Consider the following 13,972-nt stretch of genomic DNA (forward strand, 5'->3'; position numbering starts at 1 on the left):
TCAAAAATTGCATATTCCCTAATTTTTTTGGCCTTAAACTGAATATCCGCTAATATTTTAGTCTACCTGTCTGACTATTTATCAGCGTAACGTTAAAACGCTTGCATCTTCCTCAGGTTTTGGCGCATTTTCATCAGCAACAGGCAATAAAACCGCGCCATCCTTGATAAAACGGTAATTCCGCCCGTAAACATCACAGCCCAAGAAAAGTCGTTAGGAGAGTTTGTATGTGTTCTATTTTCGGTGTGCTCGATCTGAAGTCCGATCCGGTTGAACTGCGTAAAAAAGCGCTGGAACTGTCGCGCCTGATGCGCCATCGCGGCCCGGACTGGTCCGGTGTTTATGCCAGCGATAAAGCCATTCTGGCACACGAACGCCTGTCGATCGTCGACGTGAACAACGGTGCCCAACCGCTGTACAACGCAGCGCACACCCACGTTCTGGCCGTCAATGGTGAGATTTACAATCATCAGGCACTGCGCCAGCAACTCAGCGATCGCTATGAATTCCAGACCGGTTCCGACTGTGAAGTCATTCTGGCGCTGTATCAGGAAAAAGGCCCGGACTTTCTCGACGAACTGCAAGGCATGTTCGCCTTTGCGCTGTATGACGCAGAAAAAGATACCTATCTGATTGGCCGCGACCATCTCGGCATCATCCCGCTTTATATGGGCCACGATGAGCACGGCAACCTGTTTGTCGCTTCTGAAATGAAAGCCCTGGTGCCGGTCTGCCGCAGCATCAAAGAATTCCCGGCTGGCAGCTACCTGTGGAGCCAGGACGGCGAGATCCGCACCTACTATCAGCGCGATTGGTTTGACTTTGACAACGTTAAAGACAATGTCACTGATGCCAACGCCCTGCGTAACGCACTGGAAGAAGCGGTGAAAAGTCACCTGATGTCCGACGTTCCTTACGGTGTGCTGCTCTCCGGCGGCCTGGATTCTTCAGTGATTTCTGCCATTACCAAAAAATATGCCGCACGCCGTGTGGAAGATGATGAGCGCAGCGAAGCCTGGTGGCCGCAGTTGCACTCCTTTGCCGTCGGCCTGGAAGGCTCACCCGATCTGCGCGCGGCACAAGAGGTCGCCAACCATCTTGGCACCGTCCACCATGAAATCCACTTCACGGTGCAAGAAGGGCTGGATGCGATCCGCGACGTGATTTATCACATTGAAACCTACGATGTAACGACTATCCGCGCCTCAACGCCGATGTACCTGATGTCACGTAAAATCAAGGCAATGGGGATCAAAATGGTGCTGTCTGGCGAAGGAGCTGATGAAGTGTTCGGCGGCTACCTATACTTCCATAAAGCGCCGAATGCCAAAGAATTCCACGAAGAAACCGTGCGCAAGCTGTTGGCGCTGCATATGTATGACTGTGCCCGTGCCAACAAAGCCATGTCGGCCTGGGGGGTGGAAGCCCGTGTGCCGTTCCTGGATAAAAACTTCCTTGATGTGGCGATGCGTATTAACCCGAAAGACAAGATGTGCGGCAACGGCAAGATGGAAAAACATATTATCCGCCAATGCTTTGAATCTTATCTGCCCGCCAGCGTGGCTTGGCGGCAGAAAGAGCAGTTCTCCGATGGCGTAGGTTACAGCTGGATCGATACGCTGAAAGAAGTCGCAGCCCAACAGATCAGCGATCAACAGCTCGAAACTGCGCGTTTCCGTTTCCCGTACAACACACCGACCTCAAAAGAAGGCTACCTGTACCGCGAAATCTTTGAAGAACTGTTCCCACTGCCGAGCGCAGCAGAGTGCGTTCCTGGTGGCCCATCGGTAGCTTGCTCATCAGCAAAAGCCATTGAATGGGATGAATCCTTCAAAAAGATGGACGATCCATCTGGCCGTGCTGTCGGTGTTCACCAGTCAGCCTACCAGTAAGCCAACACGCTGTACCCTACGGCGGGCCTGAGGGCTCGCCTTTGTCGCTGTTTTCAGACATTAATTGTCTTAATTGATGTTTTTATCACCAAGCTGTTCACAACCCAGACAAACGATACGCTCAGGCGCTTTTTCGGGAAAAAACTTGTTGACGCAAAACGGCCATATACGCATAATGCGCCCCGCAACGCCGATGAAGGTTGCGCGAAAAAAGATGGCTACGTAGCTCAGTTGGTTAGAGCACATCACTCATAATGATGGGGTCACAGGTTCGAATCCCGTCGTAGCCACCATCTTTTTTGCGGGAGTGGCGAAATTGGTAGACGCACTAGATTTAGGTTCTAGCGCCGCAAGGTGTGCGAGTTCAAGTCTCGCCTCCCGCACCATTTTCTTTCATCGAGTTGTTTAGCAGCAGGTGGGGTATCGCCAAGCGGTAAGGCACCGGTTTTTGATACCGGCATTCCCTGGTTCGAATCCAGGTACCCCAGCCATATTTTTTTTAAATCTGGCTGCTGTTAAAAGTTGATTGTGTTATTGGGGTATCGCCAAGCGGTAAGGCACCGGTTTTTGATACCGGCATTCCCTGGTTCGAATCCAGGTACCCCAGCCATCAAACACCATTGACCTGTCAGTAAGTGACGGCTACGTAGCTCAGTTGGTTAGAGCACATCACTCATAATGATGGGGTCACAGGTTCAAATCCCGTCGTAGCCACCATCACATAATTTCCCACTGGGGTGTCGCCAAGCGGTAAGGCTCTGGTTTCTGATACCAGCATACCCAGGTTCGAATCCTGGCACCCCAGCCAAATTCAGAAGAACTCGCTTTGGCGAGTTTTTTGCTTTTTAAAGCTGAACTCAAGACCAAACTCAACAAGGCTGAGCCTGGCCACCAAGAGATCACAAACCCAGCGCATACTTCAACGCGTGTTCCTTCAGCTTGCCCGCGCGTTGCGCTACCATCAACGCCAGATTGCGCGCCACGCCCAACGGGGCTAGATTGTTGCTGAAAGCGGCATAAAACAGATCCATACCGCTTTGCATCAACAGGTTATCGGTACGCCGACGGCGCTGATAACGCATCAAGACCGCTTCGCTGGCCCAATCCTCCCCCAGTTCACGCGCACCGATGATCACATCAAACAAAGCATCCACATCGCGGTATCCCAGATTCACGCCCTGCCCGGCCAATGGATTAATGGTGTGAGCAGCATCACCTAACAAAACTAATCCAGGTTGCACATAACGCTGCGCATGAGTGCGCACCAAAGGGAAGGAACCCGCAGCATGTACCTTCACTGCGCCCAAGCGCGACGGGAAAGCCGCAGCGACTTCACGCTCCAGTTGCTCCAGCGGCAAAGCCTGCAATTGGCGGATTCGCTGTGGGCTGTCGTACCAAACCAGCGAAGCCCATGGCCCGCACAAGGGCAAGAAAGCGCGTGGCCCAGAAGGGAAAAACTGCTGCCAGGTCACATCCTGCTGCGGAGCGCCAGTTTCTACGCTGATCAACAGGCAGGACTGACGATATTGCCAACCACTGGTGCCAATCGCCGCCAGTTTACGCACCTGTGAATGTGCACCATCCGCCCCTATCACTAAACGCGCCTGTAAGGTCTCAGACGAGCTTAACGTCACTTGCCAGCCCGAGTGCTCTCGTTGCATCGCTTGCAGCGTGGCAGGACAGTAGAGCGTTAAATTCTCGCACTGTTCCAATTGCTGCCACAGCGCCAGTTGCAAAATACGGTTCTCAACCATAAACCCCAGTTCTGGCAGCCCCAGCGATGCAGCATCAAACGCGACCAGTGAGGATGCCCACTCCCAGGTTTCCAAACGGCGATAAGGTGCCAAACGCATTTTCTCCACCGCCTGCCAGGCACCAAGCTGCTTCAACAGGCTTACGGAAGAGCAACCGATAGCGGAAATACGCAGGTCCGGCGGGCTTTGCGCGTCAAACGCTTCTGGAGCCTGATGCTCCAGCAAGGCAACAGACAACCCGGCCTGTGCCAGCCCCAAAGCAGCGGCAGCGCCAACCATACCGCCGCCCACCACCACCACATCAACCCGTTTTTGAGAAGTCTTCATTTTGATTGTACTTTTCAGTTAATTAAGCATCGGCCGACCGGTTACGGCATTTTCAGCCAGTGTAACGGATTTTTAATTTGGCTTCAGGTCGCTCTGCTGGTCACCACCGCATCAAATGTTTACAATGCCCCACTTGCATAGCGCTTAACGCAATTTTCTCTTCGCACTGAGTAATGGCAAATCAATGATGAAAAAACTGCATATCAAAACCTGGGGCTGCCAGATGAATGAGTACGACTCATCAAAAATGGCGGATCTTCTGGGAAGCACACACGGTTACGAATGGACTGATAACGTTGAAGAAGCGGATGTGTTGCTGCTGAATACTTGCTCAATTCGCGAGAAAGCGCAGGAAAAAGTTTTCGGTATGCTGGGCCGCTGGAAGCTGCTTAAAGAAAGTAATCCAGAGTTGATTATCGGCGTCGGTGGCTGTGTGGCTTCGCAGGAAGGCGAGCACATCCGCAAGCGAGCGCCTTGCGTTGACATCATTTTTGGCCCGCAGACGTTGCACCGGCTGCCGGAGATGATTAACCATGTGAAAGGCACCCGCAGCCCGATCGTGGATATCAGCTTCCCGGAAATCGAGAAATTTGATCGTCTGCCAGAACCTCGAGCTGAAGGGCCAACGGCCTTTGTCTCGATCATGGAAGGCTGTAACAAATACTGCACGTTCTGTGTAGTCCCTTACACCCGAGGTGAAGAAGTCAGCCGCCCAAGTGACGACGTGCTGTTTGAAATCGCTCAACTCGCCGCGCAAGGCGTGCGTGAAATCAACCTGCTTGGCCAGAACGTTAATGCCTATCGTGGTGCCACTTACGACGGTGGGATCTGTTCTTTTGCTGAACTGCTGCGCCTGGTTGCCGCTATCGACGGCATTGACCGCGTCCGTTTCACCACCAGTCATCCGATTGAGTTCACCGACGATATCATTGCGGTGTATGAAGACACGCCGGAATTGGTGAGCTTCCTGCATCTGCCGGTGCAGAGCGGTTCAGATCGCATTCTGACCATGATGAAACGTTCCCATACCGCGCTGGAATACAAAGCCATTATCCGCAAGCTGCGTAAAGCGCGCCCGAATATCCGCATCAGCTCCGATTTTATCGTCGGCTTCCCTGGCGAAACCCAGGAAGATTTCGAACAGACCATGAACCTGATCGCCGACGTGCAATTCGACAACAGCTTCAGCTTTATCTATTCGCCGCGCCCCGGCACTCCAGCAGCCGATCTGCCAGACGATATCAGCGAAGAAGAGAAAAAGCAGCGGCTGTATATCCTGCAGGATCGTATTCAGCAGCATGTATTACAATTCAGCGACCGTCTGGTAGGCACCGTACAGCGTATACTGGTCGAAGGGACCTCACGCAAGAGCGTGATGCATCTGGCTGGCCGTACCGAATGCAGCCGCACGGTCAATTTCGAAGGTTCGCCGGAGATGATCGGCCAATTTGTTGATGTCGAAATTACCGGAGTGCACGCTAATTCACTGCACGGTACCGTAGTGCGCACCGAGCAGCAGATGGAACTGCGCGTGCATGAATCCCCTGGGGCGGTGATTGCACGCACTCGTAAGGAAAATGACTTAGGGGTCGGCACTTACCAGCCTTGATACCGTTTGCATGGCCATAACCCGTTTTCTCTGCCGGGCTCTTTTTTGCCCGGCGTTTTTTTTATTTTGATGATGAGGCAATCTTATAATGCAACTTCCACACTGCCCGAAGTGCAATTCCGAATACACCTATCAGGACAACGATATGTTTATCTGCCCTGAATGTGCCCATGAGTGGAGCGACAGCGCTGCGGCAGAAGACGCAGATGCGCTGATCGTCAAAGACGCCAATGGTAATCTGCTGGCCGATGGCGATGCGGTCACCGTGATTAAGGATCTGAAAGTTAAAGGCAGTTCTTCCATGCTGAAGATCGGCACCAAAGTGAAAAATATCCGTTTGGTGGAAGGCGATCACAACATCGACTGCAAAATCGACGGTTTCGGCCCGATGAAGCTGAAATCCGAGTTTGTGAAAAAGAACTGATTCTTTCCGGTTGCCAGGGCCAAGTTAATTGGCCCTCATCATTTTCCCCCTTGAATTCTCCTCTCTGCGCACAGATAGATCTGGCCATACTTGCGCCCGCGCTGCGCACCATGAATAATTCAAGAAAGAGAGTTCGGGGTTTGTCCTGAACGCGTGCGTTGAAAACGCAGTTACGTGACATCAACCAGGCCCTGAGTGAGCCTTGAGGAATAGTTTGAACGTCGCAACACAAGAAATCCTGTTAGAGCCCGCAGACAACCAGCGCCTGCTGAGCCTGTGTGGCCCGTTTGATGACAACATCAAACAGCTCGAACGCCGGTTAGGCATTGAAATCAATCGCCGTGACAACCGCTTCAAGCTGGTCGGTAAAAACCTGTGCGTGGTTGCCGCCGCCGATATCCTGCGCCATCTGTACGTGGATACCGCCCCGATTCGCGGGGTGATCCCGGATATCGATCCAGAACAGATCCACCTGGCGATCAAAGAGAGCCGAGTGTTGGAACAGGTTGCCGACCGCGTGCCGGATTACGGCAAATCCGTCACCATCAAAACCAAGCGCGGCATGGTTAAGCCACGCACCCCCAATCAGGCGCAGTACATCGCCAATATTTTCGCTCACGATATCACCTTCGGTATCGGCCCGGCAGGCACGGGTAAAACCTACCTGGCGGTTGCCGCTGCCGTCGATGCGCTGGAGCGTCAGGACATCCGCCGTATCCTGCTGACCCGCCCGGCGGTTGAAGCCGGTGAGAAACTCGGCTTCCTGCCGGGGGATCTGAGCCAGAAGGTCGATCCCTATTTGCGGCCGCTCTACGATGCCCTGTTCGAAATGCTGGGCTTTGAGCGCGTAGAAAAGCTGATCGAGCGTAACGTGATCGAAGTCGCCCCGCTGGCCTATATGCGTGGTCGTACCCTGAATGACGCCTTTATCATTCTGGACGAAAGCCAGAACACCACCATCGAACAGATGAAGATGTTCCTGACGCGCATCGGTTTTAACTCAAAAGCGGTGATCACTGGTGATGTCACCCAGATCGATCTGCCACGCAACCAGAAATCCGGCCTGCGCCACGCAGTAGAAGTGCTGTCTGAAGTGGAAGAGATCAGTTTCAACTTCTTCCACAGTGAAGACGTGGTGCGCCACCCGGTTGTCGCTCGGGTGGTGATCGCCTATGAAGCCTGGGAGGCCGCCGAGCAGAAACGCAAAGACGCCATCGCCGAACAACGTAAGCGTGAGGCAAATATTGCTTCTGAGCAGGAGGCACCATGAGCCAGGTTATTCTGGATCTTCAAATCGCCTGTGCCGACAGCCAGGGGTTACCGGATGAAGCCACCTTCCAGCGCTGGTTAGAAAACGTGTTACCGCAGTTTCAGGAAGAGGCCGAAGTCACCATTCGCCTGGTGGATGAGGCAGAAAGCAATGAGCTGAATCTGACTTACCGCGGTAAAGATAAGCCCACCAACGTGCTGTCGTTCCCGTTCGAAGCACCACCGGGGATTGAACTGCCACTGCTTGGCGACCTGATCATTTGCCGTCAGGTGGTTGAACAGGAAGCCATTGAGCAACAGAAGACGCTTGAAGCACACTGGGCGCATATGGTTGTTCACGGTAGCCTTCATCTGCTAGGGTATGACCATCTTGAAGATGATGAAGCCGAAGAAATGGAGTCTTTGGAAACCGAGATCATGCAAGGTATGGGTTATCCAGACCCGTATCTGGCGGAAAAAGACCCCAACTGATGTCAGCTTCAGCCCCATCTGGTGCTGAAGCTGACCACCTTAACTCTGACATGAGTGATATTCACTAAACGCCATGAGCGACGACCATTCACAAAGCAATGACAGCCCCAGTCCCAAAAAGGGGTTTTTTACTCTTATCCTTAACCAGTTATTCCACGGTGAGCCAAAAAACCGTGGCGATCTGGTCGAGCTGATCCGTGATTCCGAGCAAAACGACCTGATCGATCCCGATACCCGTGACATGCTGGAAGGCGTGATGGATATCGCCGAGCAGCGCGTGCGCGATATCATGATCCCACGTTCCCAGATGGTGACGCTCAAGCGTAACCAACAGCTCGAAGAGTGCCTGGATGTGATCATCGAATCCGCTCACTCGCGCTTCCCGGTGATCAGCGAAGATAAAGATCACATTGAAGGCGTTCTGATGGCCAAGGATCTGTTGCCGTTTATGCGCGCCGATTCCGAGCCTTTCAGCCTCGACAAAGTGCTGCGCCCTGCGGTGGTGGTGCCAGAAAGCAAGCGGGTTGACCGGATGCTGAAAGAGTTCCGTTCGCAGCGTTATCACATGGCCATTGTGATTGATGAATTCGGCGGCGTATCCGGCCTGGTGACCATTGAAGATATTCTGGAACTGATCGTTGGCGAAATTGAAGACGAATATGACGATGAGGAAGATCGTGATGTCCGCCAGCTCAGCCGCCACATGTTTACCGTGCGTGCGCTGGCACCAATCGAAGACTTCAACGAGATTTTCGGTACTCACTTCAGTGATGACGAAGTCGACACCATCGGCGGCCTGGTGATGCAAGCCTTCGGTCACCTGCCTGCACGCGGGGAAACCATCGAAATCGAAGGTTACCTGTTTAAAGTTGCGATGGCCGACAGCCGACGCATCATCCAGGTACATGTCAAAATTCCGGACGATTCTCCACAACCGAAACTGGAAGAATAAATCACAGATGGCTAAAGCCTATTTACTTGAACGCCAGCGGGTTCGCGCCCTGCTGGCGCTATTGTCAGGTGCCTGCGGCACGCTGGCCTTCTCCCCTTACGATTTTTGGCCTGCCGCCATTGCCTCGCTGTTTGGCCTGCTGGCGGTTACTCTCAACCGCACGACCCAACAATCTGCCCTGCTCGGCTTTTGCTGGGGGCTCGGCCTGTTCGGCAGTGGTGTGAACTGGGTTTACGTCAGCATTGCCGATTTCGGCGGTATGCCGTTTGCCATCAATATCTTCCTGGTTGTGTTATTGGCAGCCTATCTTTCGTTGTATACCGGGCTATTTGCCGGGTTACTGACGCGAATCTGGCCACGCACCACCTGGTGGCGACTGGCGATTGCTGCACCGGCGCTCTGGCAATTAACGGAGTTCCTGCGCGGCTGGGTGCTCACTGGCTTCCCTTGGCTGCAGTTTGGTTACAGCCAGATCGACGGCCCGCTGCAAGGTATTGCTCCCCTTCTGGGCGTGGATGCGATCACCCTGCTGCTGATGTCCCTCAGCGGCCTGCTGGTGTTTGCCGTAGCGCATCGCCGTGTTATTCCGGCGGTCATTGCGCTTGCCATGCTGTTGTTACCTTGGCCACTGCGTCAGCTTCACTGGTTTACACCACAACCGGAAAAAACGGTGAAGATCGCCATGGTGCAGGGCAATATTGCCCAGTCAATGAAGTGGGATCCCAAAGCGCTGGTCAATACGCTGCAAACCTATCTGGATGAAAGCCGTCCATTTATGGGTAAAGCACCGATCATCATTTGGCCGGAATCGGCCATTCCAGACGTGGAAAGCAACCAGAACGGTTTTCTCACCATGATGGATGACCTGATGCGCGCCAAAAATAGCAGCCTGATCACCGGGATTGTTGATGCGCGTGCGACTCCGCAAGGCACGCAATTCTTCAACAGTGTGATCGTCTTAGGTGAAGAAACGCCGTACAACTACCCGGCAGCCAACCGCTACAACAAGCACCATCTGGTGCCGTTCGGCGAATTCGTACCGTTGGAAACACTGCTGCGCCCGCTAGCCCCGCTGTTCGATTTGCCGATGTCCTCTTTCAGCCGTGGCGATTACGTGCAGCCGCAGTTAAGCGTGCGGGGATTCAACCTGACGGCGGCCATCTGCTATGAAATCGTGCTGGGCCAGCAAGTACGCGATAATTTCCGGCCAGATACCAACTTCCTGTTGACTATCTCTAACGATGCTTGGTTCGGCCATTCGATTGGCCCGTGGCAGCACTTCCAGATGGCACGCATGCGGGCGCTGGAATTGGGCCGCCCTCTGCTGCGCAGCACCAATAATGGCGTGACCGCCGTGGTTGGCCCGCAGGGCGAAGTGCAGGCCTCGATCCCGCAATTCACCCGTAAGGTTTTGGCGGTGGATGTCACCCCAACCACTGGCGTTACGCCATATGCGCGTTTTGGTTCCGCGCCAGTTTGGCTCCTCACGGCCCTGCTGGGCGGTGCGGCGCTGATCGCTCGCTTACGCCGTAAGTAATTGCTTTTCAGGGCGCAACTGCGCCCTGCCTCACTTCGCGCTCCCCTCTTCTGGCACGTTCCTTGCTTTAATTACCAGGTAACAGGTACTGATTGATTTGTACTGACATCGTGCGGCACGTAATGCACAGCGCCAGAGCACAATATGCACCTTCGCAGTGCAATGGCCATTTATTGCATCCATTTGGTGCGCGTGATGTCGCAAAAAATGAAACAAATTAGTTTCATACCGTTCACAATCGGCTATTTTCTATCGGTAATACGTCTAAGAGTCTCTATACCCAAAATAATTCGAGTTGCTTGTAGGCGGCAACTGAATGAATCCCCAGGAGCTTACTCAAGTAAGTGACTGGGGTGAGTGAAGGCAGCCAACACCCAAGCAACTTGAAGTATGAAGGGTATAAACACGAGCCGTTAATAGCCGCTTTAACCCGATGTTCCTTGAGCTCGGGCAATCACAACATCAGAGGAGTTGGACCATGCAAATGCGCAAATTGGCGTTATCGTTACTGCTGATCGGTATGGCGAGTAGCGTAGCCCATGCGGAAGAATTAACCGGTACGCTGAAGAAAATCAAAGATAATGGTGTGATTGTTGTCGGCCACCGTGAATCCTCAGTTCCGTTCTCCTACTACGATAACCAGCAGAAAGTGGTGGGCTACTCCCAGGATTACTCCAACCTGATTGTTGACGCAGTCAAGAAAAAACTGAATGCCCCTAATCTGCAGGTGAAAATGCTGCCAATCACCTCGCAAAACCGTATTCCACTGCTGCAAAATGGCACCTTTGACTTTGAGTGTGGTTCCACCACTAACAATCTTGAGCGCCAACAGCAGGCTGCATTCTCCAATACCATCTTCATCGTCGGCACTCGCCTGCTGGTGAAAAAAGGTTCCGACATCAAAGATTTCAAAGCTCTGGCGGGCAAACCGGTTGTCGTGACTTCGGGCACCACTTCTGAAGTGCTGCTCAACAAACTGAACGACAAAGACCAGATGAAGATGCGCATCATCAGTGCCAAAGACCATGGTGACTCTTTCCGTACTCTGGAGAGTGGCCGCGCAGTGGCCTTTATGATGGATGATGCCCTGCTGGCAGGTGAGCGTGCTAAAGCCAAGAAACCTGACCAATGGGAAATCGTGGGTGCACCGCAGTCCAAAGAAGCCTATGGCTGCATGATGCGTAAAGACGACGCCGAATTCAAAAAACTGGTCGATGACACTATCGCTCAGGCACAAACCTCGGGTGAAGCCGCCAAACGGTTTGACGTCTGGTTCAAGCAACCGATCCCACCGAAAAATCTTAACATGAACTTCGAACTGTCTGACGACATGAAGCAACTGTTCAAAGAACCTAACGATAAAGCATTGAACTAAAAGCCAATTAAAGCTTAAACAACCGGCTTTTTTGATGACTGGCGATGGGCAGACAGGTCGGCGGGAGGTCGTTCCCCTCCCGCATTCTCCTTCTCAAACAGAACAGCGCACACAATAAGCCAGCCAGACTGGCGTGCGCTGCTCCGACTGAATAGTCATCACGCTTTAAGGTGCTTTGCACTTGCTTAACGGAGTTTGTTATGTCGATAGATTGGAACTGGGGTATCTTCCTGCAGCAGGCCCCGTTTGGGAATACCACTTACTTAGGCTGGATTTGGTCTGGCTTCCAAGTCACGGTAGCCCTCTCCGTCTGTGCTTGGATTATTGCTTTCTTTGTCGGTTCACTGTTCGGTATCTTGCGAACCGTGCCAAACCGTTTTCTTTCCACACTGGGCACGTGTTACGTCGAACTGTTCCGCAACGTACCGCTGATCGTGCAATTCTTCACCTGGTATCTGGTGATGCCGGAACTGCTGCCTGCCAATCTTGGCATGTGGTTTAAAACCGAGCTGGATCCCAATATTCAGTTTTTCGTCTCTTCCATGCTGTGCCTTGGGTTGTTTACCGCGGCCCGCGTCTGCGAACAGGTACGCGCCGGGATCCAATCCTTGCCGCGTGGCCAACGCGCCGCAGGGCTGGCAATGGGGCTGACGCTGCCACAGACCTATCGTTACGTGCTGTTGCCAAATGCTTACCGGGTGATCGTTCCGCCGATGACGTCGGAAATGCTCAACCTGGTGAAAAACTCCGCCATCGCTTCCACCATCGGGTTGGTAGATATGGCAGCCCAAGCCGGTAAGCTGCTCGACTACTCCGCTCATGCTTATGAGTCCTTTACTGCCATCACTCTCGCTTATATCGGCATTAACGCCGTCATTATGCTGTTTATGCGTATCGTTGAGAGAAAAGTGCAGTTACCCGGCCATATGGGGAGTAAATAATGTACGAATTTGATTGGGGCTCGATTGTCCCGAGCTTCCCGTATCTGCTGCAGGGCTTGGCGGTCACGCTGAAAATTACCGCGATCGCCATCGTCTTTGGCATCATCTGGGGTACTGTTCTGGCGGTGATGCGCCTATCACCGATTAAACCAATCAGCTGGTTTGCGGCGCTGTACGTCAACCTGTTCCGCTCCGTTCCGTTAGTTATGGTGCTGCTGTGGTTCTATCTGGTGGTGCCAAGCTTATTACAACAGGTTCTAGGCCTGTCACCGAAAACCGATATTCGCCTGATCTCGGCTATGGTAGCCTTTTCCCTGTTTGAAGCGGCCTATTACTCGGAGATTATCCGCGCCGGTATTGAGAGCATCTCACGCGGCCAGTCTTCTGCGGCGTTAGCGTTAGGGATGACAAATTGGCAATCCATGCGGCTGGTGATCCTGCCGCAGGCCTTCCGTGCCATGGTGCCACTGCTGTTAACCCAGGGGATCGTTCTGTTCCAGGATACTTCGCTGGTTTACGTGCTGAGCCTGGCAGATTTCTTCCGTACCGCCTCAACCATTGGCGAACGCGATGGCACACAGGTTGAAATGATTCTGTTTGCTGGACTTGTCTATTTTGTTATCAGTATCGCCGCATCGGCGCTGGTAAGCTATTTGAAGAAAAGGACTGTTTGATGATATCCCTGAAAAATGTTTCTAAGTGGTACGGTCACTTTCAGGTTCTGACCGATTGCACCACCGAAGTCAAAAAAGGCGAAGTGGTGGTGGTCTGTGGTCCTTCAGGCTCCGGCAAATCTACCCTGATTAAAACGGTCAACGGGCTGGAGCCGATTCAGAAAGGCGATATTCTGGTCAACGGCACGCAGGTTAACAACAAGAGCACCAATCTGGCGCAACTGCGTTCCAAAGTGGGCATGGTGTTCCAGCATTTTGAGCTGTTCCCGCATCTGTCGATCATTGAAAACCTGACCTTGGCGCAGATCAAAGTGCTCAAACGCGACCAAGAAGCGGCGCGCGAAAAGGGATTGAAATTGCTTGAGCGCGTGGGCCTGTCCGCACATGCCAACAAATTCCCAGGCCAGTTGTCCGGTGGCCAGCAGCAGCGCGTAGCGATCGCCCGTGCGCTATGTATGGACCCGATCGCCATGCTGTTCGATGAACCCACTTCCGCCCTCGACCCGGAAATGATCAACGAAGTGCTGGACGTCATGGTGAAGCTGGCGCAAGAAGGGATGACCATGATGGTGGTAACACACGAAATGGGCTTTGCCCGCAAAGTGGCCCATCGGGTGATCTTTATGGATGAAGGGAAAATCGTTGAAGACCGCAACAAAGATGACTTCTTCAACAATCCGCAATCCGATCGTGCCAAAGACTTCCTGGCTAAAATCCTTCATTAATTCAACAGATGCGCCCCAGCCT

The 13,972-nt window shown here is 53.0% G+C and carries 12 protein-coding genes and 6 tRNA genes; 17 read left to right on the plus strand and 1 reads right to left on the minus strand.

Going from position 1 to position 13,972, the window contains the following annotated elements; translation table 11 throughout:
* Positions 1-227 precede the first annotated feature (227 nt).
* The 7 genes from asnB to IV04_RS18460 all read left to right on the plus strand — a co-directional run bounded on the left by asnB (position 228) and on the right by IV04_RS18460 (position 2,700).
* Positions 228-1,892, plus strand: a complete 1,665-nt coding sequence (asnB, locus tag IV04_RS18430; RefSeq protein WP_037398341.1) for an asparagine synthase B — start codon at positions 228-230, stop codon at positions 1,890-1,892.
* Positions 1,893-2,108: 216 nt separating this feature from the next.
* A tRNA-Met gene (locus IV04_RS18435) sits at positions 2,109-2,185 on the plus strand.
* Between the two features lie 8 nt (positions 2,186-2,193).
* Positions 2,194-2,278 (plus strand) — tRNA-Leu (locus IV04_RS18440).
* 30 nt (positions 2,279-2,308) lie between these two features.
* A tRNA-Gln gene (locus IV04_RS18445) sits at positions 2,309-2,383 on the plus strand.
* A gap of 44 nt (positions 2,384-2,427) precedes the next feature.
* Positions 2,428-2,502: transfer RNA gene (locus tag IV04_RS18450), tRNA-Gln, on the plus strand.
* A gap of 30 nt (positions 2,503-2,532) precedes the next feature.
* A tRNA-Met gene (locus tag IV04_RS18455) sits at positions 2,533-2,609 on the plus strand.
* Positions 2,610-2,625: 16 nt separating this feature from the next.
* A tRNA-Gln gene (locus tag IV04_RS18460) sits at positions 2,626-2,700 on the plus strand.
* Positions 2,701-2,791: 91 nt separating this feature from the next.
* On the opposite strand, the gene ubiF is transcribed toward IV04_RS18460, so the two are convergent.
* Positions 2,792-3,973: a 3-demethoxyubiquinol 3-hydroxylase gene (gene ubiF, locus IV04_RS18465; RefSeq protein WP_037398344.1), complete on the minus strand. Its 1,182-nt coding sequence runs from the start codon at positions 3,971-3,973 to the stop codon at positions 2,792-2,794.
* Between the two features lie 184 nt (positions 3,974-4,157).
* Here ubiF and miaB point away from each other — a divergent pair, with 184 nt between their 5' ends.
* From miaB to IV04_RS18515, 10 genes are all read left to right on the plus strand, one after another.
* Positions 4,158-5,582, plus strand: coding sequence for a tRNA (N6-isopentenyl adenosine(37)-C2)-methylthiotransferase MiaB (gene miaB, locus IV04_RS18470; protein ID WP_037398347.1), 1,425 nt, complete (start codon positions 4,158-4,160; stop codon positions 5,580-5,582).
* A gap of 88 nt (positions 5,583-5,670) precedes the next feature.
* On the plus strand, positions 5,671-6,006 hold the full coding sequence (locus IV04_RS18475; RefSeq protein WP_037398350.1) for a zinc ribbon domain-containing protein YjdM: 336 nt from the start codon (positions 5,671-5,673) through the stop codon (positions 6,004-6,006).
* Between the two features lie 214 nt (positions 6,007-6,220).
* Complete coding sequence (locus tag IV04_RS18480; RefSeq protein WP_037398352.1) at positions 6,221-7,276, plus strand: PhoH family protein; 1,056 nt, start codon at positions 6,221-6,223, stop codon at positions 7,274-7,276.
* Positions 7,273-7,746 (plus strand): rRNA maturation RNase YbeY, encoded by a 474-nt coding sequence (gene ybeY, locus IV04_RS18485; RefSeq protein ID WP_037398354.1) that lies wholly within the window; start codon positions 7,273-7,275, stop codon positions 7,744-7,746. Before IV04_RS18480 ends, ybeY begins: the two co-directional genes overlap by 4 nt.
* Before the next feature lie 73 nt (positions 7,747-7,819).
* Positions 7,820-8,698, plus strand: a complete 879-nt coding sequence (gene corC, locus IV04_RS18490; protein ID WP_037398357.1) for a CNNM family magnesium/cobalt transport protein CorC — start codon at positions 7,820-7,822, stop codon at positions 8,696-8,698.
* Between the two features lie 7 nt (positions 8,699-8,705).
* Entirely contained in the window at positions 8,706-10,235 is a 1,530-nt protein-coding gene (lnt, locus tag IV04_RS18495; RefSeq protein ID WP_037398361.1) for an apolipoprotein N-acyltransferase, read from the plus strand.
* Positions 10,236-10,713: 478 nt separating this feature from the next.
* The gene (locus IV04_RS18500; RefSeq protein WP_037398364.1) at positions 10,714-11,610 is read left to right on the plus strand and encodes an amino acid ABC transporter substrate-binding protein; all 897 of its coding nucleotides are present in this window, start codon (positions 10,714-10,716) and stop codon (positions 11,608-11,610) included.
* A 200-nt stretch (positions 11,611-11,810) separates the two neighbouring features.
* Positions 11,811-12,551 carry an amino acid ABC transporter permease gene (locus tag IV04_RS18505; RefSeq protein WP_037398367.1) on the plus strand — a complete coding sequence of 247 codons (741 nt, stop codon included), beginning with the start codon at positions 11,811-11,813 and terminating at the stop codon, positions 12,549-12,551.
* Entirely contained in the window at positions 12,551-13,225 is a 675-nt protein-coding gene (gene gltK / locus IV04_RS18510) for a glutamate/aspartate ABC transporter permease GltK (RefSeq protein ID WP_037398370.1), read from the plus strand. The genes IV04_RS18505 and gltK overlap by 1 nt, the downstream gene beginning before the upstream one ends.
* Positions 13,225-13,950 carry an amino acid ABC transporter ATP-binding protein gene (locus IV04_RS18515; RefSeq protein ID WP_037398373.1) on the plus strand — a complete coding sequence of 242 codons (726 nt, stop codon included), beginning with the start codon at positions 13,225-13,227 and terminating at the stop codon, positions 13,948-13,950. Before gltK ends, IV04_RS18515 begins: the two co-directional genes overlap by 1 nt.
* The last annotated feature ends 22 nt before the right edge of the window (positions 13,951-13,972 follow it).

Source organism: Serratia sp. Ag1 (assembly GCF_000743355.1).
In the GTDB taxonomy this organism is placed as follows: Bacteria; Pseudomonadota; Gammaproteobacteria; order Enterobacterales; family Enterobacteriaceae; genus Chania.